Source organism: Halolamina sp. CBA1230 (assembly GCF_002025255.2).
In the GTDB taxonomy this organism is placed as follows: Archaea; Halobacteriota; Halobacteria; order Halobacteriales; family Haloferacaceae; genus Halolamina.
Window position 1 is genome coordinate 1173711 of record NZ_CP054587.1, and the last position, 24868, is coordinate 1198578.

The following is a 24868-nucleotide window of genomic DNA, read 5'->3' on the forward strand; positions in this document are numbered from 1 at the left end:
TGGTCTAGATGATGTAGAACATCGGGAACAGGAACAGCCACACGATGTCCACGAAGTGCCAGTACAGGCCGAAGTACTCCAACGGCTCGTCGTCGCCGTTGACGTACGCGCCGTTCCAGGCGCGCCAGATCAGGTAGGCCGTGACCAGCAGTCCCGCGATCACGTGGCCCATGTGCAGCCCCGTCGTCAGGAAGTACGTCGAGGCACGCACGCTGGAGTCGAGCCCGATCGGCGCGTACTCCTCGGTCCCCTGGAACAGGACGACCCACTCGATGGCCTTGTTCACGAGGAACGCGAGTCCGAGCAGGAACGTCGCCACGAGACTGGCGACGACGCCCTTGCGACTGCGCTTCTGGGCAGCCACCAGCGAGAGGATCACCGTGAACGAGCTGGTCAACAGCAGGTAGGTGTTCACCAGCCCGGGGATCGGGTTGTGCGGCACCGGATGCCACTGCGTCCAGCCGTAGGCCACACGCAGGAAGATGGCGGCGCCGATGAACGCCCCGAACAGCACCACGTCGGAGGCGAGGAACACCCACATCCCCATCTTCGTGTTCTCGACGCCCTCGAACGGCCAGGCCTCACCGAGACCGCCCTCGTGGGCGGTGAAGTTCTCGTAGCCCATGAACGAGATCGAGCCGATCAGTCCGAGCACGCCGAGCACCGAGGCCGCCTGGTAGAACACGCCCTCGAGCCCGGACGGGAAGCTCCCTGTCTGGAGCCCGGAGAAGCCGATCGCGGTGATCACCGTGAACAGGCCGATCGCGAACGGCCAGTGGCTGGCGTGATCGACGTGGACGTCGTCGTCGTGCCCCGACTCGAGCGCCGACGCGTGCCCGCCGTCGGTGGCGGTCGTGCCGCCGTCGGCAGCCGCGGCCGCGCCGTGATCGTCGTCATCGCGCAGGAACTCCAGCGACCCGCTGGCGTAGCTGGGTTTGCCGGGGAAGTTCTCCATCGGCGGCGGTGAGGAGACCGCCCACTCGGCGGTGGTCGAGTACGGCCACGGGTTCGCCGCGGCGTCGTCGCCGGCGACGATGCTCTTCGCGAGGTTGTAGATGATCAGCAGGAACGAGATCCCGAGGATCACCGCGCCCACCGACGCGAGTCGGTGCCAGCCGATGTACTCCGGCCGGTAGGCGAACACGCGCCGCGGGGTCCCCCACGCGAGGAACAGCGGGAAGTACAGCAGATTGAACCCGGTGAAGTACACCGCGAAGCTGACCTTCCCGAGGAACTCGTCGTACGTCTTCCCGGTCATCTTCGGGAACCAGTAGAACAGCCCCGCGATCAGGCCCGTCACCCCCGAAACCATCACGTAGTGGAAGTGCGCGACGACCCAGTAGGTGCCGCGGAACTCGTAGTCCAGCACGACCGCGCCCAGGAACACGCCGGTGATCCCGCCGACGATGAACAGCACGAGCGCGCCGAACGCGTACAGCATCGGCGTGTCCCATCTGATCCGTCCCTTGATCAGGGTGTAGATCAGCGCGAACACCATCAGGTCGAACGGCAACGAGATCCCGATGGTCGTCGCCATGAACAGCGTCTTCACCTCGAGGTTGATCGAGGTGAGGAACATGTGGTGCATCCAGACGATGAAGCTCTGGAGTGCGACCAGCACCATCGAGACGATGAACCACTTCCGGCCGACGATCCGGTTGCCCGAGAACGTCTGGAAGATCTCCGCCATCGCGCCCAGCGCCGGGAAGAACACGATGTACACCTCGGGGTGGCCGAAGAACCAGAACAGGTGGGTCCACAGCACCGACCCGCCCGCGGTCGTCGCCGCGAAGTAGGTCGTTCCCAACATCCGGTCCGAGAGCAGGATCATCGTCGCCGCCAGCAGCGCCGCGAAGGCGAGCAGCATCATCCAGACGGTCAGCAGCCACGACCAGGTGAACAGCGGCAGCGAGCGCATCGTCAACCCCTCCGCCCGCATGCGGTGTATGGTGGTGATGAAGTTCACCCCACCGACCGTGACGGATACACAGAACACCACGATGGCTAACACCGTCGTCGTCGCCCCGATACTCGGCATGAAGGCCGGGATGTTCAGCGGGGCGTACAGCGTCCACCCGCCCGCGTAGGAAGCGCCCTGGAAGAACGACGCGAACACCAGGATGCCCGAGGCGAGGTAGAGCCAGTAGGAAAGCGCGTTCAGCCGCGGGAACGCCAGGTCCTCGGCCCCGATCTGGAGCGGGACGATGTAGTTGGCGAACCCGGTGGCAAAGGGTGAGATGAACCAGAACACCATGATCAGGCCGTGCAGCGAGACGGCCTGGTTGTACGCCATCGCCGAGAGGATCCCCTCACCCGGCGCCCGCGGACTCCACATCTGGGCGCGGATCAGCAGCGCCAGCACCCCGCCGAAGACGAGGAAGAACATCGCGGTCGCGATGTAGAGCAGGCCGACGTCCTTGTGGTTGGTCGTGACGAGCCAGCGCTTCAGCGACCACCGCGGCGGGAGGTGGCCGTCGTCGTCGTGGCTGTCACCCGGCAGTGCTGCCGTGCCGCCGTCAGTTCGTGGTTGGTCGTCGTCAGTCATGCGTTACACCCCCGCCGCCGCGACGCTGGCGGCGGACTCGTTGTTCGCGGACGCGTTGCTCGCGGATTCGTTGCTTGCGGACGCGTTGCTCGCGGACGCATTACTCGCGGACTCGTTGTTCGCGGCCGCGATCTGGGAGTCGTACCAGTCCTGGTACTCGTCCTGTGGCATCACGACCACTTCCGCGTCCATGTAGGAGTGACCCTGGCCACACAGCTCGTAACAGTGGGCCGTGTAGTTGTTCACCTCGGTGGCCTCGAACCACGTGTCCGTGGTCGAGCCGGGGATGGCGTCGGACTTCACCCGGAGCTCCGGGATGCCGAAGTTGTGGAACACGTCGTCCGAGGTCACGTACAAGTTCACTTGCGTGTCCACGGGGACACGGAGCGTGTTCGTCGTGTTCACCCCCGTATAGTCGTCGCTCGTGACGCCTCCCGAGTAGTCACCGTCGTTCTCGAGGTAGTGGAAGTTCCAGCCGAACTGGTACCCCTCGACCTCGACGTCGACGCCCTGTTCGCCGGTCTGGCCCTCGACGAACAGCAGCGTCCCGTAGGTCCACGCGATGAGCGAGATGACGATGATCGCACTCAGGCTCAGCGAGAGGAACAGCTTCTTCCCTTTCCCCCCGCCGGTCGGAATCTCCCCCAGCTTCGGGCGGTCCTCCTCGTCGGCGCCGCCCTCGTAGCTGTATTTGTATCCATTGTACAACATGTAGCCGATAACGACGGCTCCCACCAGGGTTCCCAGCGCCAGGAACACCCAGTAGATCTCGCTGAACACTTGCACCCGTGTCCCGTCGGGGACCAGCCCGGTCTGGAGTACGGATGCGGCTGTGGAATCAGGTATCATCGGCGGCCTTGATACACGCTAGTCGCTTCGCTCCGACCTTAGTGGTTTCGAACGCTTGCGCACACGCGCGCGTTACGTCGGCGGAAAAACGGGAGACAGGAATAAGTCTCGGCGGGACGAAGCGACCACGTATGTTACACGCGGAGGGGCCGATGCTCACCGTCGACGTCGGCGATCGGAGCGCCCGGTCCGTCGACATCGACGACGTCCTCGAACGCACCATCGGCGGGCGCGCGACCGCGACCGCGCTGGCCCACGACCGCATCCCGTTCGACGCCGACCCGTTCGGTCCGGAGAACCGGGCGTACCTCTCGACGGGGCCGATGCAGATGAGCCGGACCTCCTTCACGGGCCGGATGAACATGACCGGCCTCTCGCCGCTGACCGACGGCCTCGTCTCCACCAACGCCGGCGGCTACCTCTCCCGGAACTTCGTCGGCGCGGGGCTCTCCGTGCTCGAACTCGTCGGGGAGGGCGACGAACTGCTCGCGATCCACGTCACCGACGGCCCGGAGGGGCCGGAGGTCGAGTTCGAGGAAGTCCCCGAACTCGAGGGCGCCGAGACCAGCCGCGTCTCGGGGTATATGGAGAGCCACCACGACCTCGGCCCGGAGAACTGCATCGCGATCGGCCCCGCCGGCGAGAACCGCGTCCGGTTCGCGTCGGTGATGACGTTCGACTCCCGGGCGTTCGGCCGCGGCGGCATCGGCGCCGTGCTCGGGTCGAAGAACGTGAAATGTGTCACCTTCGAGGGCGACTCCGCCCCCGAGATCGAGATCCCCGACCCGCCCGCGATGGATATCCACCGCGAGGCCGCGACCAGCGACGACCTGATGCGCCGGCAGGGGACGACGGGGAACACGGAGTTCATCAACGACAACTTCTCGATCCCGACGCGGTACTTCGACGAGTACGAGTTCGAGAGCATCGAGGGGATCGGCGGCGACGCCGTCGAGGAGAAGAAGTACAAGAAAGGCGCCTGCTCGCAGTGTGCCTACGCCTGCAAGCTCCCCACGAGAGACGAGGAGCGCGGCGTCGAGACCGAGGGGCCGGAGTTCGAGACGGTGTACTCCTTCGGCAGCTGTCAGGGCGTCGGCGACATCGTCGACGTGATGATCTCGAACGAGCTCTGTGACCAGCTCGGGATGGACACCATCTCCGCGGGCGTCACGGTCGCGGCGTACCTCAAAAGCGAGGAGGAGTTCGGGAACGCAGATCTCGCCCACGAGACGCTGGAGAAGATCGCCCACCGCGAGGGGGTCGGCGACCTGCTCGCCGAGGGGGTCGACCGCTGTCACGAGGAACTAGGGGTCGGCAACTACACCGTGAAGGGGCTGGAGTTCGCGGCCCACGACGGCCGCACGCTCCACGGCCAGGGGCTCTCCTACGCGGTCGCGAACCGCGGCGCCGACCACATGTACGGCGGGATGCTCGGGCTGGAGTACTCCGGCGAGGTCGACCCCGAGGGGACGCTGGGCAAGGCCGAGACGCTCGTCGGCCTCGAGAACCACAACGTCGTCCGGGACTCCGGGGTGATCTGTGCGTTCGGCGGCGACTACATGACCGACGAACGCCTCGAACAGCTGTTCGGCGTCGAGTACGAACGGCTCCAGGAGATCGGCGCCACGGCTGTCGAACGCGAACGTCACTTCAACAACAAGCGCGGCAAGGACGTCGCGGACGACGACCTCCCCTACGAGATCCCGAATCTCGCCGAGGCCGTCCAGCAGTACTACGAGGCCCGCGGCTGGAACGAGGACGGCACCGTGCCGGACGCCGACGTGGACTCGGTCGCGCCCGCCAGCGCGGACGACTGAGTATCCCCCGCCGCCGTTCTCTCCTCCCTACCCGCCGTACACCGACGGCACGATCCGCACTGTGTCGCCGTCGTCGAGTTCCGTATCGAGCCCGTCGAGGTGTTTCACGTTCTTCCCGTCGACCGTCACGACCGTCGATCCCTCGGTGGTTCCGCCCTCCTCGTCGACGATCCGCCCCTCGAGACTGGGGTACTCGGCCTCCAGGCCCCGTAGGAGCGCCCCGACGGTCGTCCCGGGGTCGTACTCGCCACCGACGTCCTCGACGCCGGCGTCGTCGCGGAACGGGCCGAACAGTTTGCAGTCGACGTTCATGCGGTTCGATACCGGCGCTGCCAAGAAGTAGCCGACGGTCCCACTCGGCGGCTCTCAATCAGCCAGCGGACCGGCCGAAACCGCCCCGCCTGCGGACGGTTCGACGACCCCAATCGAACCCTCGAACCCCGCGACCCAGGCGAACCGTCGGCCGTGCCAGTCGCCCGCCGGTACGAGGTCGAACGACTCCCCCGCGGCGTCGAGATCGGACGTTCCGAGCAGGAACGCGGTCGGACGCGGGTTCGTCGCGTGTGACGCCGACTCCGCCAGCACGAGCGGCGTTCCCGGAACGTCGAAGCAGCTCCCGTCGACGCCCTCGTGGTCGAACGGAACCGGTCGCGGCGTGTGGAAGCCGGCCGCGAACCGGTCGCTCCACGCCCCCGCGTCCTCGACGGCGACGACGACGTCCGAGACACCCGCGAGCGGCCCGTCTCCGAGCCCGTCAGTGGGTGTGACGCGGAATCGTCGCGGGGTGCGGTCCGCGACGAGGAACGGGTAGGCGGTGCCGTCGGCGTCGTCACCGAGGAACGCCATGTCCCACTCGATGGACGTGCCGTCGGGCCGTTCCCGGCCGCGGTGGTGCGGGCCGTCGATCGGCGTTCCACGTCGGACGTGCCGGACCGCACGCTCGGCGACGTCGTCCACCAGCAGCGCCCACGCCGCCGGGCCGGCGTCGGCCGCGAGCAGGGCCGGCCAGAACACGGCCGCCGACGGCGGCGTGTCGGGTGTCGGCCCGATGAGTTCGAGGTAGCTCCCGTCCGGGAAGCCGAGGACGGACATCTGGGTGGTTCCGTGGTCGTGGACGCCGCCGAACGCGGGGGCGAAGCCGGCGGCTTCGAACCGCTCGACGAGCCCGGACTGGTCACTGGCGCCGACGACTGCGTGGTCGATCTGCACGCTCGGAGGTCACGCGGCGAGGAGAAAGGCGTATCGGCGAGCCTGTCGCGCCCTCAGCCCGTCGTCACGATCTCGACCACGTCGCGGTGGGCGAGCTCGTGGTCCGACCCGACCTGCCGGCCCGAACGGCAGTCGATCCCGTGGAGCAGACCGTCGCCCACGTCGGAGTGGATCGTGTACGCGAACTCCTCGACGGTGCCACCCTCGGGGAGGACGAAGCAGTCCCGGAACACGCCCTTCTCGTCTTTCGACCCGTTGGCACTGCCGGGGAACACGCCGATACAGCCCAGCGTCTCGAACAGCGCGGTCTCCAGTGCGTCCTGCACGCCGGTACCGTCGTACTCGCCGACGAACTCGCGGATCTGCTCGAGCCCTTCTTCCTGCTCGTCACTCACGTCGCCGACGATCTGGAAGTCGGACTCGCCGGGCGTGTAGTCGACGACGCCGGCGTCGTCCGCCTTCTTCAGGGACTTCTCGGCGTGGGCGCTGACGGGGACGAAGTCGAGGTGGTCGTACTGCGCCTCGTCGGTGATCTCGGCCCAGTTCTCCTGGGCGGCGGGCGTGTCCATCTTGTTCGCGGCGATCACGATCGGCTTGGTGCGCTTGCGGATCTCCCGGGCCAGTTCCTCGCGCTCGTCGTCGTCCCACGCCTCGGGGTCGAAACCGATCCCCTGCCCGAGGATGATCTGCTTGATCTCCTCGGCGACGATGCCAAAGGCGTCCATCTGTTCGCCGAGCGCCTCCTCCACGTCCCCGTCGCCGCCGTGGTAGCCCGAGAGGTGGCGTTCGATCCCCTTCTCCAGCACGTCGAGATACCACATGTCGATCTCGTTCTCGAGGAACGCGATGTCCTCGCGCGGGTCGTGGCCCTCGGTGGCTTCGCCCTCGAGGTCGGTCTCGCCGGAGAAGTCGACGACGTGGACCAGCACGTCCGTCTCGTTCAGGTCCGCGAGGAACTGGTTCCCCAGCCCGTTCCCCTCGTGGGCGCCGGGGATGAGGCCGGCCACGTCGACGAGTTTGACCGGGACGAACCGGGTGCCGTCGTCACAGTAGCCCACGCTCGGGGTGCACGCCTCGTCGAACTCCGGGGCCGCACACGCCACGCGCACGTACGCCTCGCCCACGCTGGGGTCGATGGTCGTGAACGGGTACGCGCCCTCCGGCACGTCGTTCATCGTCGCGGCGTTGAACAGCGTCGACTTCCCCACGGAGGGCTTGCCGACGAGTCCGATCCGATAGCTCATTGGGACAGCCGATGTGGCTCCCGGACAAAAGGCGTCCCATCGGCGCCGTCTCAGATTGAGACTCTCACACACGGCCGAGCCGGAGGGGATATGCCCCGCCGGGACCGAGCGGCGGGTATGAGCGACGACGCTGCGGAGGCGGGTACGGGCGACACGTTCGGCGTCGGGATCCGCGTGACCGAGGCGGAGCTACGCGTCGTCGTCCGGGTGCCGTCGGAGATCGACTCGGGCTGGACCGATCCCGAGTCGTTCCAGGGGATGGTGGAGCAGGTGCTCTGGGAACGGCTCGATCGAGAGGAGACGCTGCGGGCGATCGCGTCCGACACAGACCCCGGGGAGACAGTGATGCTCGGGACGGTAACGCTCCGCCCGGACGGAACCGTCGTGGACAGCTCACTCGAGGCGCCGCTACTCGGGGAGTAGCTCCACGGCCAGCCCGAGCTCCGCGGCGCGCTCGGGATCGTAGCGCCGGCAGTCGTATCGGTTCGGCCCGTTGGTGTCGGCCCGTACCGCGAGCGCGTCCAGCTGGGCGAACGCCGAGAGTGTCGCCCCCAGCGTGCGCGAGGAGAGCTCCGCATCGAGCTGGCCGGCCTGGACGTACGAGCGGTCGACGCGGTCCAGGACCTCGATCGCGTCCCGCCAGTACCGCCGGAAGTAGCCGAACGTCGTCGGGTCGGCCGTCCGGAGGCGTCGAACCGCGGTCGGCGCGTCGGTGTCGAACGCCGGCTCTCCCACCGTCTCCGCGAACGTGTCGGCGAAGGCGACGGTATCACGCGCCGAACAGTCGCCGAGAGCTGCAACCACTCCCGAACCTGCCCGTTCAGTGCGCTGGCTGAACCGATCGAGGAGCGCTTCGACGGTCGCCCTGTCGGTGTCCTCACGGAGATCCGCCAGCGACTCGACGTAGACGACCGTCCCGCGCGGGCTGTCCTCCCACCCGTCGAAGAACCGATCACACACCGATCCGAGCTGCTCGCCGGTGACGGGGCGTTCGACCTCGGAGACGACGAGTTCGTCCGAGACGACGTTCGTCCGTGTCGTCGTCGCGGCCCCACGTGTGAACTCGAAACAGTCGACGATCCCCATCCGTGCCGCGTCCCCGCGCCAGCGGCGATGCCACTGGTCGGCCGTCGAGTCGGTCAGCAGCGCGAGGAGGTTCCGCCCCGCAGCTTGTTCACGGAGCGTCCGCTCGGCCCGGTCAGTGTCGAACGAGAGGGCCCCCGGGCCGTCGTCGGTCATCGTGTCGATTACAACGACTGTACGGGTATAAAAATACGCATTCCGGTGGATGGGACATCCTCGTGACGTATCGAAACCCAGCGAGCAACGATCGCGAAGCGACTCGCTCCTCGAAACTCAGAATACCGCAATGAATAGAGAGACGGCGAGCGGACTCTCCCAGCGGGTCGCCCACGCCAGTACTCGTCCACACGTAGGTGAGCTTAACTTCCGTGTTCGGGATGGGTACGGGTGTTGCCTCACCACTCTGGCCGTCTCACGCCGAGTCGCGGAATCGAACCGCGAGCAAACCAAGCTCGGTGATGATCGAACCGTGTGTATGCGTAGTCCAGTTCGCACCTGGACCCGTTCAAAACGGGCGCAGTGCAGAGATATCCGATTACCGGATGAATGATGGCTTCGGACTGTTAGTGCTCGCGGGCTCAACGCCTCGTTGCCTTGGCGCGTACACCCCGAGTCTATCTAACTCCTCTTCTACGAGTGTCCTCAACGGTACTTCGTTTCCGAGTGGGTTTCGAGCTTAGATGCGTTCAGCTCTTACCCCGTGTGGCGTGGCTGCCCGGCAATGCTCTCTCGAACAACCGGTACACCAGTGGCCACCAATCGTAGTTCCTCTCGTACTATACGATCGTTCTCGTCAAGTACCATAACACCCCCAATAGATAGCAGCCGACCTGTCTCACGACGGTCTAAACCCAGCTCACGACCTCCTTTAATAGGCGAACAACCTCACCCTTGCCCGCTTCTGCACGGGCAGGATGGAGGGAACCGACATCGAGGTAGCAAGCCACGCGGTCGATATGTGCTCTTGCGCGTGACGACTCTGTTATCCCTAAGGTAGCTTTTCTGTCAGCAACCTGGCCCATCAAGGACCATGGTTGGTTCGCTAAACCACGCTTTCGCGTCAGCGTCACTCGTTGGGAATGACACTGTCAGACTTCCGTTTGCTCTTGCGCTCTTCCTCGGGTTCCCGACCCGAGTGAGGAAATCTTGGGGCGCGCTCGATATCTTTTCGAGCGCGTACCGCCCCAGTCAAACTGCCCGGCTACCGGTGTCCTCCGCCAGGAGTGAGAGTCGCAGTCACTACCGGGTAGTGTTTCATGAGTGGCTCGGTGGCCCGCTAGCGCGGGTACCTGTGTAACGGCTCCTACCTACCCTGCACAGTAGCGACCACGTCTCAGCGACAGCCTGCAGTAAAGCTCTATAGGGTCTTCGCTTCCCCTTGGGGGTCTCCAGACTCCGCACTGGAACGTACAGTTCACCGGGTCCAACGTTGGGACAGTGGCGCTCTCGTTGATCCATTCATGCGAGTCGCTACTGAAGCGACAAGGTACTACGCTACCTTAAGAGGGTCATAGTTACCCCCGCCGTTGACGGGTCCTTCGTCCTCTTGTACGAGGTGTTCAGATACCCGCACTGGGCAGGATTCAGTGACCGTACGAGTCCTTGCGGATTTGCGGTCACCTGTGTTGTTACTAGACAGTCGGAGCGCCCGAGACACTGCGACCTGCCCCGCTTGGGGCAGGCATTCCTTATTGCGAACGTACGGAACTAACTTGCCGAATTCCCTAACGTCGGTTCTCCCGACAGGCCGTGCCTTGCTCTGGCAGAGTACCTGTGTCGGATCTCGGTACGGACATCGTGCTCCCTTTTCACGGGCTCCTGGTAACATCGACTTTCGCTATCTCGAGATTCGCTCGCTTCTTGCCGTTACGGCGTCCACGAGCTTCCTCGATTCGACCGGGCGAAGGCCCGGCTCGATGGTTCCGGAAGCGTCGGTTTCACTGCACGATGGTGCTGGAATATTAACCAGCTGCCCTTTCGATCCCTGCGACTTACGAGGGACCTTAGGATCGACTAACCCTTGGCTGACTAACAGTGCCAAGGAACCCTTACTCTTCTGGCCGTCGGGGTTCACACCCGACTTTCGCTGCTACTATGACTAGGATTTTCGTCACTGAACGGTCCACGCGAGCTCTCGCCCGAGCTTCCACCCGTCCAGAGTGCCAACCTACGAGATCGCTGTCTTACCAGCGCCGCTAGGTCTCGGTGGTGGATTTGAGCCCCGATCATTTTCGGCGCCTCGAACCTCGGCCGGTAAGCTGTTACGCTTTTCTTAGAGGGTAGCTGCTTCTAAGCTCACCTCCCGGCTGTTTAGGGCTCGAGACTACCTTCAAATCGCACTTAATCCACACTTTGGGACCTTAACCCAGCTCTGGGTTGTTCCCCTCATGGTACCCAAGCTTACCCCGGGCACCGGACTCCCTTCGTCCACGGCGTGCGCACGTTCGGAGTTCGACAGAGAGGCCGACTCCTCTCGGAGGCGGGTCTCTCAATCGGTCGCTCTACCGCGCACACTACCTCGGAAGAGGTCATGCTTCGACATGTTTCGGTTGGAACCAGCTGTTGCCGAGTTCGATGGGCCTTTCACCCCTACTCTCGGGTCACGGGAGGGTATTGTAGGACACCACCCCTAACGGGCCTCCACGTGGCTTTCGCTACGCTTCACCCTGCCCCAGAGTAGATCACTCGGTTCCGGGTCGTATCCCTTCGACTCCCCGCGCTTGAACACGGTGGGCCTGGCAATGCTGCGCCCCTATCGGTTTCCCTACGCCTTCCCGGATGATCCGGTTAGACTCGCCAAAGAGATACACTCCCTAGTTCGTTTTTCAAAACGTACGACGGAACTTCGGCTCCCTCTTCGTCCTACTGGAGGCTCGCGCCTCGATCGTTTTGAAGAGGGCCTTTCAAGCCCCGTCGCTCTATCGCCGACTGGTTTCATGCCCTATTGCACCGCCCTTCTCGGGGTGCTTTTCAGCGTTCGCTCACGCTACTTGTTCGCTATCGGTCTCGAGGAGTGTTTAGCCTTCGCGGTCGATGCCCGCGACATTCACGAGGGATATCCAACCCCCGCTACTCTCGAACTGGCGCACACTCTACTGAATCACGGTACGGGACTGTCGCCCTGTTTCGTGCTCTGTTCCAAGAGACTTCTCGTGATCTGTCGAGTGCTGGGAGCCAGCCGGTACACCACATGTCCTTGCGGATTCGGTTTGGGCTGTATCGCGTTCACTCGCGGTTACTTACGACATCGCAGTTGCTTTCTCTTCCTGTCCTTACTAAGATGTTTCAATTCAGGACGTTCCCCATTGCGCGAGGCAATTGCGGTGGGGATTCCCATTCGGAGATCCTCAGTTCTATGCTTCCATGCAGCTCCCTGAGGCTTATCGCAGCTTGGCACGTCCTTCTTCGGCACTCGAGCCGAGCAATCCATCAGCCGGCATAGTAGCCGTCTGTCGGTAATCGTCTATCGTCGTTCCACTGCAACCCGGATGAACGGGTCCAGTGGGTGCCTGGACTACGCTTACACACGGTCGTCAGTGCACGTCCCGTGGGTGACACGGGAGCGTACTCGGACCCTTCCCAGACGCGTTCTCACGGTCTGGTGCATCGATCGTTCTGGACTCCATCGTACTTCCGTCGGGCATATAACCCACACGGTTTCCTTCTGTCCGAGATGGACTCGCGGGGATTCGAACCCCGGGCATCCTCCTTGCAAAGGAGGCACTCTCCCACTGAGCTACGAGCCCTATGGAGCCTTGGTAGTTCTAAGGTGCCCGGTCGGAACCGGTGGCACCGAAACGGCGAAAGGTGGGTCTGCCCAGAGGGCAGATCCCGGTCAGTGGAGGTGATCCAGCCGCAGATTCCCCTACGGCTACCTTGTTACGACTTAAGCCCCCTTGCGGAGCCCAGATTCGACCTGTGAAACAGGCCTCATCCGGACCCCACTCGGGTGCTTTGACGGGCGGTGTGTGCAAGGAGCAGGGACGTATTCACCGCACTCTCCTGGAATGCGATTACTACCGAATCCAGCTTCATGCGGACGAGTTGCAGTCCGCAATCCGAACTACGACCGAGTTTCTGAGATTACCGCTCCCTCTCGGGGTGGGAACCCATTGTCTCGGCCATTGTAGCCCGCGTGTTGCCCAGCCCATTCGGGGCATACTGACCTACCGTTGCCCGTTCCTTCCTCCGCCTTGGCGGCGGCAGTCTCCCTAATGTACCCATCATCCACGAGGGACATGCTGGCAATTAGGGACGCGGGTCTCGCTCGTTGCCTGACTTAACAGGACGCCTCACGGTACGAGCTGACGGCGGCCATGCACCACCTCTCTACGGCGTCGTGACGAGGTCATCAACCTGGCCGTCATCACCGTAGTCGGGGCTGGTAAGGTTACCGGCGTTGAGTCCAATTAAACCGCAGGCTCCTCCGGTTGTAGTGCTCCCCCGCCAATTCCTTTAAGTTTCATCCTTGCGGACGTACTTCCCAGGCGGTTCACTTAGCGGCTTCCCTGCGGCACAACACTCACTCGTAGTGAGTGTCACACCTAGTGAACATCGTTTACGGCTGGGACTACCCGGGTATCTAATCCGGTTCGAGACCCCAGCTTTCGTCCCTCACTGTCGGATCAGTCCTCTCGAGGTGCTTTCGCCATCGGCGGTCCGTTCAGGATTACGGGATTTCACTCCTACCCCGAACGTACCCCTCGAGCCTTCCTGTCCCAAGCCGAACAGTTTCCGCCGGACGCCCACCCGTTAAGCGGGTGGATTTCCCGACGGACTTGCACGGCCAGCTACGGACGCTTTAGGCCCAATAAAATCGGTCATCACTCGAGCTGCCGGTATTACCGCGGCGGCTGGCACCGGTCTTGCCCAGCTCTTGTTCCTGAACCTCCCTACGGTTCAGAAAAGAAAGGGCGATATGCCCTTTCACTCGGGGTCCCCTTATCGCACTGGCGTGCAGTGTAAAGGTTTCGCGCCTGCTGCGCCCCGTAGGGCCCGGAATCTTGTCTCAGATTCCGTCTCCGGGCTCTTGCTCTCACAACCCGTACCGATTATCGGCACGGTGGGCCGTTACCCCACCGTCTACCTAATCGGCCGCAGCCACATCCTACAGCGCCGGAGCGTTTGAGCGTCGACGTGTTCAAACAGTCAACGCGTATCGGGAGTTAGCCTCAGTTTCCCGAGGTTGTTCCCGTCTGTAGGGTAGTTTGGCCACGTGTTACTGAGCTATACGCCGCGGGTCTAACCCGCGCGACTAGCATGGCTAAATCGGACCCCGATAGCAATGACCTCCGGCAGGATCAACCGGAATGTGTACGTGCATAACGCACGTGGGTTTGGCGGGTCGGATCACACAATGTGATCGTTACCAATCTGGTCTTGCGTATCGGTTACCGTTCGCTGCCCGCCGGCCGAACCGGGGGACACCGAACTACCAAGGCTCGCATCAGAAGCCGTCCTGTGGCGGACCACGGGGGCGGCGTCCTCATCTTTCTTCGGACCCAAACGTTTCGCCCGACGGGGGATAAACCCATCGAAGCGAGCCGGGTCCACGCACCGTCCCGGGTCGCCCCGGACCGCGGCGCGTTCTTCGCATTCCATTCGATGGGAGTAGAATACTTAACCCTGATGTTTCGATCGACCACTGGGTGGCGTTACCGTGCGAAAGCAGTCACATGGTTCCCCGTCGGCCCCGCCGAGGCGGTATATAAGGGAACCGTTTATAAGGGCTGGGGGAGCAATAAAGGGTGAACGATGAGCTCGCCGGCAGACTCAATCGAGATCCAGAACGTGGTCGCATCGACGGGTATCGGGCAGGAGCTCGACCTGGAAGCGTTGGCGGAGGACCTCCCGGGTGCCGACTTCAACCCCGACAACTTCCCCGGTCTCGTCTACCGGACGCAGAGTCCGAAGGCGGCGGCGCTGATCTTCCGCTCCGGGAAGATCGTGTGCACGGGCGCGAAAAGCATCGACGACGTCCACGAGGCGCTGGGCATCATCTTCGAGAAGCTCCGTGACCTCACCATCCCGGTCGAGGACGATCCGGAGATCACCGTCCAGAACATCGTCTCCAGCGCCGACCTGGGACACAACCTCAACCTCAACGCGCTCGCGATCGGCCTCGGTCTCGAGGACGTGGAGTACGAGCCCGAGCAGTTCCCCGGCCTCGTCTACCGCATGGACGAGCCCGACGTGGTGATCCTGCTGTTCGGCTCGGGGAAGATCGTCATCACCGGCGGGAAGCGCACCGAGGACGCACAGGAAGCCGTCGAGCAGATCGTCGAGCGAATCGAGGGACTGGGCCTGCTGAGCTGAACCGCCCGAGCGCGGCCCGCTTTTTCGACGTCGGACGGAGTGTGACACCGGCACAAAAGGCATAACCCTGCGGCGCGAAGCCGCCGATAGTGGCATCCCGTGACCACGGCCCGGACGGCCGGGGCGCCCCGGGCCCAGACGCGCAGCACCGTTCGGCCGAGGGGACGACGGCCCCCGAGGCTGCCCGACGACAGCCGGAGGATCCGCCGATCCGGAACCCGGGGCAGTACTCCCTGACAGACCACGTCCGCGAGCGGCTCGCACAGGCCGGTCGCTACGTCACGCTCGACGGCATCGACGCCGCGATCCGGGCGGGACAGCTCCGCTGGAACAGCAGCGACGGCTGGCGGTTCGCCCGCGTCGAGGAGGGTGTCCGTCTCGTCGTGGTCGTCTGTGACACCGAGACCGCCTCGCCGGTGGTCGTCACGGCCTGGACCGAGATCGACGACATCGCCGCCGCCGACGCGTCGGATCGCTGGGACCGCACCGACATCGAGACGATCCGGCTCCGGAGCACGCTCTCGGAACGCTCCGACGAGCACGTGCCCGAGCACATCCGCCCGCGCGACGTCCCTCGCCCGTTCCACGTCCGCGGCCACGAACTGGTGACCGACCCCGGCGACGGCCACGTGCGCTGCGTGGACTGTCACGGCCGCTTCCGCTCGAAGGGCGAACTCGACCGGGCGACCTGTTCGCGCTAGTCTGAGAGCGGCCGCGCCCGCGTCGTCTCCGGGACGAAACACAGCGCGTCGAACGCCTCACTCAGCGAGTACCCGGTCAGGTACCCCTCGGGATCGCCGTCGTACGTCGCCCCGACCGAGAACCGTTCTCGCCGTGCCGAGAGCCAGTCCGTGAGTCGCGGGTCCTCGCTCGCACCACGGATGTCGAGCATCGCAGTCCCGATCCCGGCGCCGTCGATCGCTGACTCGACGGTCCCCGGCAGCGGGTCCCGGAGCGTGAACGACGTGAGCCCCCGCCCCTCGCCGGTCGCGTCGACCGCCTGGAACGAGCCGCGGGCGAACGCGAGCCCGACAGCGTAGTAGTCGTCGCTGTATCGCTCGGCGAGGTGGCTGCCCATCGACGGCGCGGCGACCGCGGAACCGCGGACTGCGTGACGATCGCGGTTGGCGTGCGCGTCGTGGGCCCAGAGAGCGACCGGCCCGTCGGCCCGTTGCTCGATCCACTCGACGTTCTCGGCCATCGCCCGGTCCCGAACCCGGAGCACGTCCGCCATCGCCGCCGACTCGGCGTCGCTGCCGTCGTCGGCGTCCGCCCAGTCGAGCAGCGTCCGTTTGTACGCCGTCGCCTGCTCGATCACGTCGAGCCAGTGGGCTCGGTCACCGTTCCCGAGCGTCTCACGAACTCGCGGGACGACCCTCGCCGCGGCGTCGATCCGCTCCCGAGCGCGGTCGTCCTGTACGGGGCGAGTTCCGTCGTCGCCGATCAGTTCGAGGTCGGCCTCGGCGTCGGGGGAGAGTTCGTCGCCGGACTGCGCCAGCAGCGCGTCGACGGCGCCCTGCGTGTACTGGGCGTCGAACCCCCGGAACCGAACCCGATCGTCGAGCGGTCGCCCCTCGTTGAAGCGTCGGAGCCACTCGACCAGGGCGAGTACCGCCTCGATCTGCCACGTCCAGAAGTAGAGGCCTGCGAGCCCCGTTTCCGGATCGCCCCGGCCGTGGACGACGTACTCGTCGAGCGCCCGCGCCTCGGGGGCGTTGGCCTCCATGGCGAACGTCCGGACGCCCGCCTCGGTCACGAGCCAGCGCAGCAGTCGATGCTTGAGGCGGAAGAACTCCCGCGTGCCGTGGGTCCCCTCCCCGAGCGCGACGACCGCGGCGTCGTCGATCCCCGCGGGGAGCGCGTCGGGTGCGAGGTCGATCGTGGGGTCACAGGTACCGAGTTCGTGTGCGTGTGCGCGGAGGCCTGCACGGACCGCGGGCGTGGTCACTGGTTTGTCGCTCTGTGCAGTCGAAGTCGTGTCGGTGGTGTCGTTCGTCATGGGCGTGAGTGTCGGTAGTGAGCGGACGCTCCGGGAACGAGAAGGCGGGCGGCGACGGACGGTGAACGCACGGCTACGGTCCGCGATCCACCGGCGGTCGACCGACGCTCACCGACGAACGAACAGCATCGTTCGGGGTCTCATCCCGCCACCCCATGAGTGTTCCCCCGGCGAGCGTCGACGCAACAGGTCGCAAGCCGTATTCCCCGCGACCGCCAACCGCGGGTAATGACTGATCTCTCCCTCTCGGAGTTCTACGACGCCGTCGAGGCAGAGGGCCGGCCGCTGCTCACGGCGGACGAGTTCGCCCGCCGCCTCGACGCTGCCCAGGCCGACGCCGACGACGCGCTCTCCCGCCTCGCCGACCAGGGGCTGCTCGAACGCGTCGACGTGGAGAACGACCCCGTGGTCTGGTACCCGACGGAGTGGGGCGAACTCGCCTCCCGGGAGCGCGTAGTCGTGTTCCCCGACCGCCGGGAGATCGTCGTCGACCGCCCGACCCAGTACACCCAGGCCCGCCTCTCGCAGTTCGCCCACCTCGTCGACACCACCGGCACCGAACCCGGCACCCGCGGCTACCTCTACCGCATCCGCCCCGAGGACGTCTGGTCCGCCCCCTTCGACGGCGTCGCCGACCTGATCCTCGCGATGCGGGGGGTGTTCCCCCAGCGCTACGAGGGGCTGGAGGAGTGGGTCGAGAGCCAGTGGAAGCGTGCCAACCGCTTCCGCCTCGACACCCACGAGGACGGTTACACCGTCCTCACCGCGGCGACCGACGACCTGATGGGCAACGTCGCGATGGAGAAACTCGACGACGACGCGATCCGAGCACCCATCTCCGACACCGAAGCGTGGGTCAACGAGGGCGCGATCGCGAACATCAAACGCACGCTGTACGAGGCGGGCTACCCCGTCGTCGACGACCGCGACCTCGAATCCGGCGATCCCATCGACGCCGACCTCACGACTGACCTCCGGGAGTACCAACAGTCCTGGGTTGACAGCTTCCTCGAGAAGCAGGCCGGCGTGCTCGTAGGACCGCCGGGGTCCGGGAAGACCGTCGCCGCACTGGGCGCGCTCGCGGCGGTCGGCGGCGAGACGCTGATCCTCGTCCCCTCGCGCGAACTCGCCGGGCAGTGGCGCGAGGAGATCGAACGCCACACCACCGTCGACCCCGAAGACGTCGGCGAGTACCACGGCGGCACGAAGCAGCTCCGCCCGGTCACGATCGCCACCTACCAGATCGCGGGGATGGACCGCCACCGGACGCTGTTCGACGACCGCGAGTGGGGGCTGATCGTGTTCGACGAGGCCCACCACGTCCCGGCGCCGGTGTTCAGACGGTCCGCCGCGCTCCAGAGCAAACACCGCCTCGGCCTCACCGCCACGCCCGTCCGGGAGAGCGACGACGAGACGGACATCTACACCCTGATCGGCCCGCCGCTAGGGACGGACTGGTCGGCGCTGTTCGACGCCGGCTTCGTCGCCGAGCCGGAGGTCGAACTCCGCTACCTCCCGTGGGACGACGAGCTAGCCGAGAACGAGTACGCCAGCGCCGACGGCCGCGAGCGCCACCAGCTCGCCGCCACCAACCCCCGAAAAGTCGAGGAGATCGAACGCCTGCTCGCCGAGCACGACGGGAAGGCGCTGGTGTTCGTCGACTACCTCGACCAGGGCGAGGCGATCGCCGACGAACTCGACGCCGCGTTCGTCTCCGGCGAGACGCCACACCACCGCCGCGAGCGCCTGTTCGAATCGTTCCGCACGGGCGACCGCGAGGCGCTGGTGGTCTCCCGCGTCGGCGACGAGGGGATCGACCTCCCGAACGCCGAACTCGCGGTCGTCGCGTCGGGTCTCGGTGGCTCCCGCCGACAGGGCGCCCAGCGCGCGGGCCGCACCATGCGCCCGGTCGGGCGCGCGGAGGTGGTCGTGCTCGCGACCCACGGCACCCGCGAGGAGGAGTTCGCCCGCAAACAGATGCGCCACCTCGCGGAGAAAGGCGTCCGCGTCCACGAGACGGTCGTCGGCGACGACACTGGGGAACCGAGTGGGGCCGAGGGGGAAGCGAGCGGTGACGACGCGACGCCGGAGTAGTCGCCCGACGTGTGGCCGACGATCGGGCGTATCGGGAGCGTTTAGACGCCGGGCGCCGGCGACGGACACATGGACGACGAGCGCCAGGCGACGTTCGGAACCGACGGCACGCTGGAGACGGACCGCCCCCCGGAAGCCGCCGGCGAGGACGACTTCGGCGAGGAGAAGGGGCCGGACGAGACCGACGGCGGCTTCAGCCGGTACGTCGTCTCCAGCCTGCTCCAGAAGGCGGTGCGTCGCTCCGACGAGGAGGTTGCGGCGTGGGCGGCCTGGGAGCTCGCACGCTCGGGGTTCGGGTGGAACCTCTGGGAGCGGCTGAACCTCTACGTCGTCGAGGACCTCCGGGCCGGCCAGGACGTGGCGACCCAGGTGGCGCGCTACGAGGAGCTGGCGACCGAGCGCTGGGAGGCCGACGAGTGGCGCGGCCGCCTCTGTGCGGTCCACGCGGCGCTCGCGTGTGCCCGCGCGCAGTCCTCCCGGGAGGCGGCCAACGCCGACGAGTACTTCGGCGCCGTCGCGGAGCACCGAGCCGAGGCCCGCGAGCGCGGGGCGGAACCGAGCCACGAGTTCCCGGTCGGCGATCTCGATCCCGACGGCCGCTTCGCCGCCGTCTTCGACGGCCACACCGGGAAGGGCTCGCGCCGCGGCCGCGGCACGGAGTTCTTCAAGACCCACGGGGCTCGCGTGGGGCCCGAAGGCGAGGACGATCTCAGCGCCCGCTGGCAGCGCCTCGCGATGGTACTGTCGTCGGGGGAGTACGACGAGGCCGACATCGAGCGCGCGCTGACGCCCACGGACGCCGACGACCCGTGGGGCGATCCGGAGGCGTAGCCGCGTCGCTAACTAGTCGACGCCGAATCGGCCGGAAAACGAGTCCACCCTCCCCGATTTGAACGGAGGAAGACGATCTCGCTCGCTTCGCTCGCGAGCGTGCGACTTCCAGACTCAAATCGTGTCGGTTAGACTTTTGACTGCTCACGTTGTTCGCAGCAAAAGTCCGCCCTCCCCGATTTGAACGGGGGGCAAGCCGATCTACAGTCGGCTGCTCTACCAGTCTGAGCTAAGGGCGGGCACGCTCATCTAGTGCCGGGTTCGGACTTAAGGATTGTCTCTTGGCTCGGCCACGTGGGTCGGTATCGCCCGCCGGCGTCGGCCGCTCGGCCGTCGCTGTGCGCTTCGAAACGGGTAAGCGCGCGGGGGGAGGAGCGTCCCCCGTGTCCCTCGCCGCCGTCGAGGAGCGCGTGCCGCCGATGGCCGCGCTGGCCGTCGCCGTCGTCGCCGTCAGCACCAGCGCCATCCTGATCCGCTGGTCGGCCGCGCCGAGCGTCGTGAAAGCGTTCTACCGCGTGCTGTTCACGACCGCGTTCCTGCTGCCGTGGGCGCTCGGCCGCTACCGCGGCGAGTTCCGGACGATGGAGCTGCGTGATCTGGGGGTCGCGGGCCTCACCGGCGTCGCGCTCGCGCTGCATTTCGCCTCGTGGTTCGAGAGCCTGAACCACACCTCCGTCGCCGCCAGCGTGACGCTGGTCCAGAGCCAGCCGCTGTTCGTCGCCCTCGGCGCGTGGGCGCTGCTCGACGAACGGCTCACCCGTCGGATGCTCGTCGGCATCTTCGTCGCGCTGGTCGGCGCCGCCACGATGTCGCTGGGCGACCCGCTGCTGGCGACGCTCGGGATCGGTAGCGCGGAGGGGCTCGGGGGAACGAGCACGTACGGCAACGCGCTCGCGCTCGTCGGCGCCGTCTGTGCCGCCGCGTACGTGCTCGCCGGCCGGTCGCTCCGCCAGCGCGTCTCGCTCGTCCCCTACGTGGTCGTGGTGTACGTCGCCTGCTCGGTCGTCCTGCTCGCGATCGCCATTGGGCAGAACGCCCCGCTTGTCGACTACCGAACGCGGGAGTGGCTCCTCTTTCTCGGAATGGCGGTCGGGCCAGGGATCTTCGGCCACACCGTGATCAACTGGGCGCTGGCCCACGTCGAGTCCGGCGTCGTCTCGGTCAGCCTGCTCGGCGAACCGGTGGGGAGCACGCTGCTCGCGATGCTACTGCTCCCCGGCGAGATCCCCACGCCGACGACTATCGTCGGCGGGGCGGTCGTCCTGCTCGGGATCTACCTCACCGCGGACGCTCGGAGCCATGACTGACACAGCCTTCGCCGACGGCCGCGACAGCCCCCTCGACGAGCCGACGGCCCGGCGCTACGTCGCCACGCAGGTCGGCCTGTTCCCCCTCACGCTCGCCCACGCAGTCCTGACGTGGCCGCGTCCCGAGGTGCTCGCGCTGTTCGGCGGCGGAATCGCGGTCGCGTTCGTCGCGGAGGCGCCGGCGATCCGCGCGGGGCTGTTCACCCACTACCTCCGCCCGAAACTGGCGGGCGTCCCCGTTTCGATCCTACTCGCGTGGTCCGCAGTCGTCTACCTCGCGGTCCGTGCGGCGTCGCTGCTCGTCGACGGCCCCGTCGCAGTCGCCGGGGTCGCGGCGGTGCTGGCGACGCTCGCGGACGCGGCCGTCGAACCCAGTGCCGTCCGCGACGGTGCGTGGGAGTACGCCGAAACCATCCCGGGCCCACGCGTGCGCGAGGTACCGTGGTGGAACGCCGCGGGCTGGCTGGGCGTGGTGTTCGTGACGGCACTGCTGCCGACCCTCGTGTGAGAAGCTACTCCAGCAGCTCCTTCGTCCGCCGGTGGCGGTACCGGAACATCGGCTCGAAGCCGACGATGCCCAGCGGACCGAGCGCCTTCCCGAAGCCGCCCAGCGGGAGCTGGTAGACGACGCGGTCCTCGATCACGGTGCCGTCGCCGTCGGCGCGGAAGCGGTGGGTGTGTTTCCAGCGCGGGAACGGGCCGTCGCGCATCTCGTCGCGGAACCACGCGACGCCGTTGCCCTCCTCGCGGTCGGTGATGACCGAGGTCCAGCGCTGGCGCGGCCCGACGCCGAACGGCCGCAGCGACATCTCGATCTCGCTGCCCTGCATCAGCACCTCCGGATCCGGCTCCCCGTCGGGGCCACGGACTTCGCCGACTTCGAGGTTCACGAACCCGGGTGTGAGCGCCTCCAGCCCGTCGACCCGGGAGTGGAACACCCAGACCGCTGAGAGCGGGGCGTCGACGCGGGTGCGGCGTGTGTACGTCGGCATACCCGAAGGTACGGCCGGCGCGGGCATAACGCCGGGGTTACCGGCCGGCGAGGGAACGTGAGATGCGAGCACGACCGCCGCGATCCCGAGCACGACGAACGGCAGCATCACGAGCGCCGCTCGCCGGCAGTTCCCGGCGTCCTCGTCGGGTCGATCGGTCCCCGTCCGTCACAGCCTGTCGGTGTCGATGTCGACGCCGGGCGGCGTCACGATCAGGAACCCCCGGTAGTGGGTCAGCGACCCGCCGTCGGCCCGGATCTCCCGGGCGAACCCCGCGGCCAGCGCGTTCAGGTCGCCCGCCACGTCGAGGACGAGCACGTTGCCCGACCGGACGGCGTCGATCCACTCCTCGTCGTCGGTCCCGCCGTCAAGCACCCCCAGTACCACCTCCCCCGCCGTCCCGTCGTCGTCGAGCTCCTCCTCCGCGCGGGTGAGGTCGAGGCCGAAATCGCTCATACCCGCCGTTGGGCACGAGAGAGTTATAAAGCAGTCGGGCGCCGGCCGATGTACTGAAACGGGTGGCGTCACAAGGGTCGGTATGGCCTGTAACCACGAGCTCGATAGCGAGTACCTCACGACCACGGACAGTGCCGTCACGGAGATCCGCGGCGCGGGTGAGGGGCTCCGCATCGACGTCGTCGTCCCCTGTCCCGACTGCGGGCAGGCGCTCGAACTCACGCTGAAAGAGGAGAGCCGCGAGGAGGTCAACGTCGACTTCCCGCTCGACGACGCCGAGATCGCCAACAGCTAACGCCGGAGTCGGGGTCGCCCCTACTCCTGGTACGCGATGCGGACCTGTTCCCAGCGTCCTTTCTCGACCAGGTGCTCCTGGAGCCGTTCGGCGTAGCGCTCCAGTAGCTCCTCGGCCTCCTCCATCCGCTCCGGGTCGGCACCGTCATCGCCGCTGCCGACGCCGAGCGCGTCCTTCACCGAGGAGAACATCCCGTCGTCGCCGCCGGCGCCGCCGCCGGCTGGACCGCCACCCATGCCCTGGTCCATCTTCTCGACTTCCGGCATGATCCCCGCCACCTTCGAGGTGTCCGGGACGATCCGGGCCTCGTCGGGGTCGTCGGCGTCGACGATATCGAACTCCGCCGCGGTCATGATCAGCCCCCACTCCTGGTTGGAGAACGGGGAGTCGTGTACCTCCGAGGCGAACTGTTGGTCGACCGCCATCCGCTCGCCCACGATGGCGTCGGTCCAGTCTGACTGGCTCATGCCGCCCCGTACGCCGAGGGTGCGTTTCAGCGTTTCCCTGGCGGCGCCGGGGAGAGCACGGCGGTTCCGGCCGGCACTGCGATCCTCCCCCGACGCCGGACGCGGATCGCCGGGAGTGCATACATATAACTTACACAGATAGCTGCCGTGGGCCCCGCGCGTTATCGACCGTCTTTATCCGTTGTTCCACTCTGCTTTCCCCCAGCACAAATTCGGTGGAAACGCAAGCAAGCGGCGCGGTCACTCGACGCCTGTCCCCGACAAGTACTTATACCGAGAACGGGTCCGGACCACCACGGAGATGAGCCGAACCATCCGCCGCGTCACGCTGTTCGCACTCTACCAGATCACAGTGCTGCTCGGGATCGCGCTGCTGCCGGTGGCGATGTTCACCCGTCGCCTCGGCGTCCCGCTCCCGCTCGGTCGGGCAGTCGACAGTGCGAAGGCGGCGTACGAAGCGACGGAGTAGCCAGTCCCGTTCTCCGAACAGCTCCGACCCCAGCGGTGCCCCCGGGTTTCGAAACCGGGGAGTGCTCCCCGAAGGGGTGGCTTTATCAGCGTTCCCCGATTAGCGTTCGCCAATGCGAACACCTGCTGATCAGTCAGGGCTCGACCCGCTGAGCGGCGACCAGTCCGACGTCTTCGGCCCCGAACTCGGCGAGTTCCCCCACGCCGACGAGCGTCGGGCACAGGCGGCGACCGACGAAGGGATGAAGACCGGGACCACGACCATCGGCATCAACGCCGGCGACGCGGTCGTGCTGGCGACGGACATGCGCGCCAGCATGGGCAACATGGTCTCCAGCAAGGACGTCCAGAAGGTCGAGCAGATCCACCCGACTGGCGCGCTCACCATCGCCGGCTCGGTGTCGGCGGCCCAGTCGCTGATCGAGACGCTGAAAGCCGAGTCGAACCTGTTCGAGGTCCGCCGCAGCAAGCAGATGTCGATGCAGGCACTCTCCACGCTGACGGGGAACCTCCTGCGTTCGGGCGCGTTCTACATCGTCTCGCCCATCCTGGGCGGCGTCGACGATACGGGCGCACACGTCTACTCCATCGACGCGCTCGGCGGCACGACCGAGGAGGAGTACGCCGTCTCCGGCTCCGGCTCCCAGTTCGCGCTGGGCGTGCTCGAGCAGGAGTTCGACGAGGAGATGGGCGTCGAGGGCGCGAAAACCGTCGCCACCAAGGCGATCAAGAGCGCGATGGAGCGCGACACCGCCTCCGGCAACGGGATCAACATCGCCGTCGTGACCGACGAGGGCGTCGAGGTCACGAAGGAGAAGGACATCGACAAGCTGCTCTAAGCCGACCGCGGCGCGCGACTGCTCGGAGCCGACGCCGTGATCGTGTCTGCCACCGAAA

At 66.3% G+C, this 24868-nt stretch carries 21 protein-coding genes, 2 tRNA genes and 3 rRNA genes; 11 read left to right on the plus strand and 15 right to left on the minus strand.

Annotated features, from left to right (window positions below):
- Positions 1-4: 4 nt before the first annotated feature.
- Positions 5-2545 (minus strand): cbb3-type cytochrome c oxidase subunit I, encoded by a 2541-nt coding sequence (locus B4589_RS06010; protein WP_079233418.1) that lies wholly within the window; start codon positions 2543-2545, stop codon positions 5-7.
- Between the two features lie 3 nt (positions 2546-2548).
- Entirely contained in the window at positions 2549-3394 is an 846-nt protein-coding gene (coxB, locus tag B4589_RS06015; protein ID WP_079233419.1) for a cytochrome c oxidase subunit II, read from the minus strand.
- A 131-nt stretch (positions 3395-3525) separates the two neighbouring features.
- Between coxB and B4589_RS06020 the strand changes: the two genes are divergently transcribed.
- Complete coding sequence (locus tag B4589_RS06020; protein ID WP_079233420.1) at positions 3526-5211, plus strand: aldehyde ferredoxin oxidoreductase C-terminal domain-containing protein; 1686 nt, start codon at positions 3526-3528, stop codon at positions 5209-5211.
- A 27-nt stretch (positions 5212-5238) separates the two neighbouring features.
- On the opposite strand, the gene B4589_RS06025 is transcribed toward B4589_RS06020, so the two are convergent.
- Genes B4589_RS06025 through B4589_RS06035 form a run of 3 tightly spaced genes read right to left on the minus strand, consistent with a single transcriptional unit; the run spans position 5239 to position 7664 of the window.
- Positions 5239-5523, minus strand: coding sequence for a ubiquitin-like small modifier protein 1 (locus B4589_RS06025; protein WP_079233421.1), 285 nt, complete (start codon positions 5521-5523; stop codon positions 5239-5241).
- Between the two features lie 54 nt (positions 5524-5577).
- On the minus strand, positions 5578-6420 hold the full coding sequence (locus tag B4589_RS06030) for a VOC family protein (RefSeq protein ID WP_079233422.1): 843 nt from the start codon (positions 6418-6420) through the stop codon (positions 5578-5580).
- A 53-nt stretch (positions 6421-6473) separates the two neighbouring features.
- On the minus strand, positions 6474-7664 hold the full coding sequence (locus B4589_RS06035; protein WP_079233423.1) for a redox-regulated ATPase YchF: 1191 nt from the start codon (positions 7662-7664) through the stop codon (positions 6474-6476).
- 117 nt (positions 7665-7781) lie between these two features.
- Here B4589_RS06035 and B4589_RS06040 point away from each other — a divergent pair, with 117 nt between their 5' ends.
- The gene (locus tag B4589_RS06040; RefSeq protein WP_143414281.1) at positions 7782-8087 is read left to right on the plus strand and encodes a hypothetical protein; all 306 of its coding nucleotides are present in this window, start codon (positions 7782-7784) and stop codon (positions 8085-8087) included.
- Here B4589_RS06040 and B4589_RS06045 read toward each other — a convergent pair.
- The 5 genes from B4589_RS06045 to B4589_RS06065 all read right to left on the minus strand — a co-directional run bounded on the left by B4589_RS06045 (position 8073) and on the right by B4589_RS06065 (position 14058).
- Positions 8073-8903: a hypothetical protein gene (locus B4589_RS06045; RefSeq protein WP_079233425.1), complete on the minus strand. Its 831-nt coding sequence runs from the start codon at positions 8901-8903 to the stop codon at positions 8073-8075. The genes B4589_RS06040 and B4589_RS06045 overlap by 15 nt on opposite strands.
- A 137-nt stretch (positions 8904-9040) precedes the next feature.
- Positions 9041-9162, minus strand: a 5S ribosomal RNA gene (gene rrf / locus B4589_RS06050).
- 128 nt (positions 9163-9290) lie between these two features.
- A 23S ribosomal RNA gene (locus tag B4589_RS06055) occupies positions 9291-12202 on the minus strand.
- 219 nt (positions 12203-12421) lie between these two features.
- Positions 12422-12493 (minus strand) — tRNA-Ala (locus B4589_RS06060).
- 93 nt (positions 12494-12586) lie between these two features.
- A 16S ribosomal RNA gene (locus B4589_RS06065) occupies positions 12587-14058 on the minus strand.
- The 16S, 23S and 5S rRNA genes sit together here with 1 tRNA gene alongside, the layout of an rRNA operon.
- Before the next feature lie 443 nt (positions 14059-14501).
- On the opposite strand from B4589_RS06065, the gene B4589_RS06070 reads away from it, so the two are divergent.
- Together B4589_RS06070 and B4589_RS06075 are read left to right on the plus strand one after the other, a co-directional pair.
- Positions 14502-15062, plus strand: a complete 561-nt coding sequence (locus B4589_RS06070; protein ID WP_049981576.1) for a TATA-box-binding protein — start codon at positions 14502-14504, stop codon at positions 15060-15062.
- Between the two features lie 89 nt (positions 15063-15151).
- Positions 15152-15763, plus strand: coding sequence for a hypothetical protein (locus tag B4589_RS06075; protein WP_255246132.1), 612 nt, complete (start codon positions 15152-15154; stop codon positions 15761-15763).
- Here the strand turns inward: B4589_RS06075 and B4589_RS06080 are convergent.
- Positions 15760-17061, minus strand: a complete 1302-nt coding sequence (locus tag B4589_RS06080; RefSeq protein WP_079233426.1) for an erythromycin esterase family protein — start codon at positions 17059-17061, stop codon at positions 15760-15762. The two genes, B4589_RS06075 and B4589_RS06080, sit on opposite strands and share 4 nt — an antisense overlap.
- A gap of 228 nt (positions 17062-17289) precedes the next feature.
- Between B4589_RS06080 and B4589_RS06085 the strand changes: the two genes are divergently transcribed.
- Both B4589_RS06085 and B4589_RS06090 read left to right on the plus strand, forming a co-directional pair.
- Positions 17290-19155 carry a DEAD/DEAH box helicase gene (locus B4589_RS06085; RefSeq protein ID WP_079233427.1) on the plus strand — a complete coding sequence of 622 codons (1866 nt, stop codon included), beginning with the start codon at positions 17290-17292 and terminating at the stop codon, positions 19153-19155.
- A gap of 69 nt (positions 19156-19224) precedes the next feature.
- The gene (locus B4589_RS06090; protein ID WP_079233428.1) at positions 19225-19986 is read left to right on the plus strand and encodes a hypothetical protein; all 762 of its coding nucleotides are present in this window, start codon (positions 19225-19227) and stop codon (positions 19984-19986) included.
- 165 nt (positions 19987-20151) lie between these two features.
- Here B4589_RS06090 and B4589_RS06095 read toward each other — a convergent pair.
- Positions 20152-20225 (minus strand) — tRNA-Tyr (locus B4589_RS06095).
- A gap of 144 nt (positions 20226-20369) precedes the next feature.
- Here B4589_RS06095 and B4589_RS06100 point away from each other — a divergent pair.
- Both B4589_RS06100 and B4589_RS06105 read left to right on the plus strand, forming a co-directional pair.
- Positions 20370-21293, plus strand: coding sequence for a DMT family transporter (locus B4589_RS06100; protein ID WP_394353848.1), 924 nt, complete (start codon positions 20370-20372; stop codon positions 21291-21293).
- Entirely contained in the window at positions 21286-21801 is a 516-nt protein-coding gene (locus tag B4589_RS06105; protein ID WP_079233429.1) for a carotenoid biosynthesis protein, read from the plus strand. The genes B4589_RS06100 and B4589_RS06105 overlap by 8 nt, the downstream gene beginning before the upstream one ends.
- Before the next feature lie 4 nt (positions 21802-21805).
- On the opposite strand, the gene B4589_RS06110 is transcribed toward B4589_RS06105, so the two are convergent.
- Together B4589_RS06110 and B4589_RS06115 are read right to left on the minus strand one after the other, a co-directional pair.
- On the minus strand, positions 21806-22285 hold the full coding sequence (locus B4589_RS06110) for an SRPBCC family protein (protein ID WP_079233430.1): 480 nt from the start codon (positions 22283-22285) through the stop codon (positions 21806-21808).
- A gap of 168 nt (positions 22286-22453) precedes the next feature.
- Positions 22454-22741, minus strand: a complete 288-nt coding sequence (locus tag B4589_RS06115) for a DUF5779 family protein (protein WP_079233431.1) — start codon at positions 22739-22741, stop codon at positions 22454-22456.
- 82 nt (positions 22742-22823) lie between these two features.
- On the opposite strand from B4589_RS06115, the gene B4589_RS06120 reads away from it, so the two are divergent.
- Complete coding sequence (locus B4589_RS06120) at positions 22824-23036, plus strand: hypothetical protein (RefSeq protein ID WP_079233432.1); 213 nt, start codon at positions 22824-22826, stop codon at positions 23034-23036.
- Positions 23037-23056: 20 nt separating this feature from the next.
- Here the strand turns inward: B4589_RS06120 and B4589_RS06125 are convergent, their stop codons facing one another.
- Positions 23057-23503, minus strand: a complete 447-nt coding sequence (locus B4589_RS06125; RefSeq protein ID WP_079233433.1) for a DUF5799 family protein — start codon at positions 23501-23503, stop codon at positions 23057-23059.
- Positions 23504-23804: 301 nt separating this feature from the next.
- Between B4589_RS06125 and B4589_RS06130 the strand changes: the two genes are divergently transcribed.
- Positions 23805-23972, plus strand: a complete 168-nt coding sequence (locus B4589_RS06130) for a hypothetical protein (RefSeq protein ID WP_176330498.1) — start codon at positions 23805-23807, stop codon at positions 23970-23972.
- A 112-nt stretch (positions 23973-24084) separates the two neighbouring features.
- Complete coding sequence (gene psmB / locus B4589_RS06135) at positions 24085-24810, plus strand: archaeal proteasome endopeptidase complex subunit beta (protein WP_079233434.1); 726 nt, start codon at positions 24085-24087, stop codon at positions 24808-24810.
- The last annotated feature ends 58 nt before the right edge of the window (positions 24811-24868 follow it).

Excerpts from the sequence above, each read along its gene's own strand:
- B4589_RS06125 (WP_079233433.1), bottom strand. The coding sequence starts at position 23,503 with ATGAGCCAGTCAGACTGGACCGACGCCATCGTGGGCGAGCGGATGGCG.
- B4589_RS06020 (WP_079233420.1), top strand. The coding sequence starts at position 3,526 with ATGTTACACGCGGAGGGGCCGATGCTCACCGTCGACGTCGGCGATCGG.
- B4589_RS06035 (WP_079233423.1), bottom strand. The coding sequence starts at position 7,664 with ATGAGCTATCGGATCGGACTCGTCGGCAAGCCCTCCGTGGGGAAGTCG.
- psmB (WP_079233434.1), top strand. The coding sequence starts at position 24,085 with ATGCGAACACCTGCTGATCAGTCAGGGCTCGACCCGCTGAGCGGCGAC.
- B4589_RS06090 (WP_079233428.1), top strand. The coding sequence starts at position 19,225 with ATGGACGACGAGCGCCAGGCGACGTTCGGAACCGACGGCACGCTGGAG.
- B4589_RS06070 (WP_049981576.1), top strand. The coding sequence starts at position 14,502 with ATGAGCTCGCCGGCAGACTCAATCGAGATCCAGAACGTGGTCGCATCG.
- B4589_RS06040 (WP_143414281.1), top strand. The coding sequence starts at position 7,782 with ATGAGCGACGACGCTGCGGAGGCGGGTACGGGCGACACGTTCGGCGTC.
- B4589_RS06085 (WP_079233427.1), top strand. The coding sequence starts at position 17,290 with ATGACTGATCTCTCCCTCTCGGAGTTCTACGACGCCGTCGAGGCAGAG.
- B4589_RS06105 (WP_079233429.1), top strand. The coding sequence starts at position 21,286 with ATGACTGACACAGCCTTCGCCGACGGCCGCGACAGCCCCCTCGACGAG.
- B4589_RS06010 (WP_079233418.1), bottom strand. The coding sequence starts at position 2,545 with ATGACTGACGACGACCAACCACGAACTGACGGCGGCACGGCAGCACTG.
- B4589_RS06080 (WP_079233426.1), bottom strand. The coding sequence starts at position 17,061 with ATGACGAACGACACCACCGACACGACTTCGACTGCACAGAGCGACAAA.
- B4589_RS06120 (WP_079233432.1), top strand. The coding sequence starts at position 22,824 with ATGGCCTGTAACCACGAGCTCGATAGCGAGTACCTCACGACCACGGAC.
- B4589_RS06115 (WP_079233431.1), bottom strand. The coding sequence starts at position 22,741 with ATGAGCGATTTCGGCCTCGACCTCACCCGCGCGGAGGAGGAGCTCGAC.
- coxB (WP_079233419.1), bottom strand. The coding sequence starts at position 3,394 with ATGATACCTGATTCCACAGCCGCATCCGTACTCCAGACCGGGCTGGTC.
- B4589_RS06130 (WP_176330498.1), top strand. The coding sequence starts at position 23,805 with ATGAGCCGAACCATCCGCCGCGTCACGCTGTTCGCACTCTACCAGATC.
- B4589_RS06025 (WP_079233421.1), bottom strand. The coding sequence starts at position 5,523 with ATGAACGTCGACTGCAAACTGTTCGGCCCGTTCCGCGACGACGCCGGC.
- B4589_RS06045 (WP_079233425.1), bottom strand. The coding sequence starts at position 8,903 with ATGACCGACGACGGCCCGGGGGCCCTCTCGTTCGACACTGACCGGGCC.
- B4589_RS06110 (WP_079233430.1), bottom strand. The coding sequence starts at position 22,285 with ATGCCGACGTACACACGCCGCACCCGCGTCGACGCCCCGCTCTCAGCG.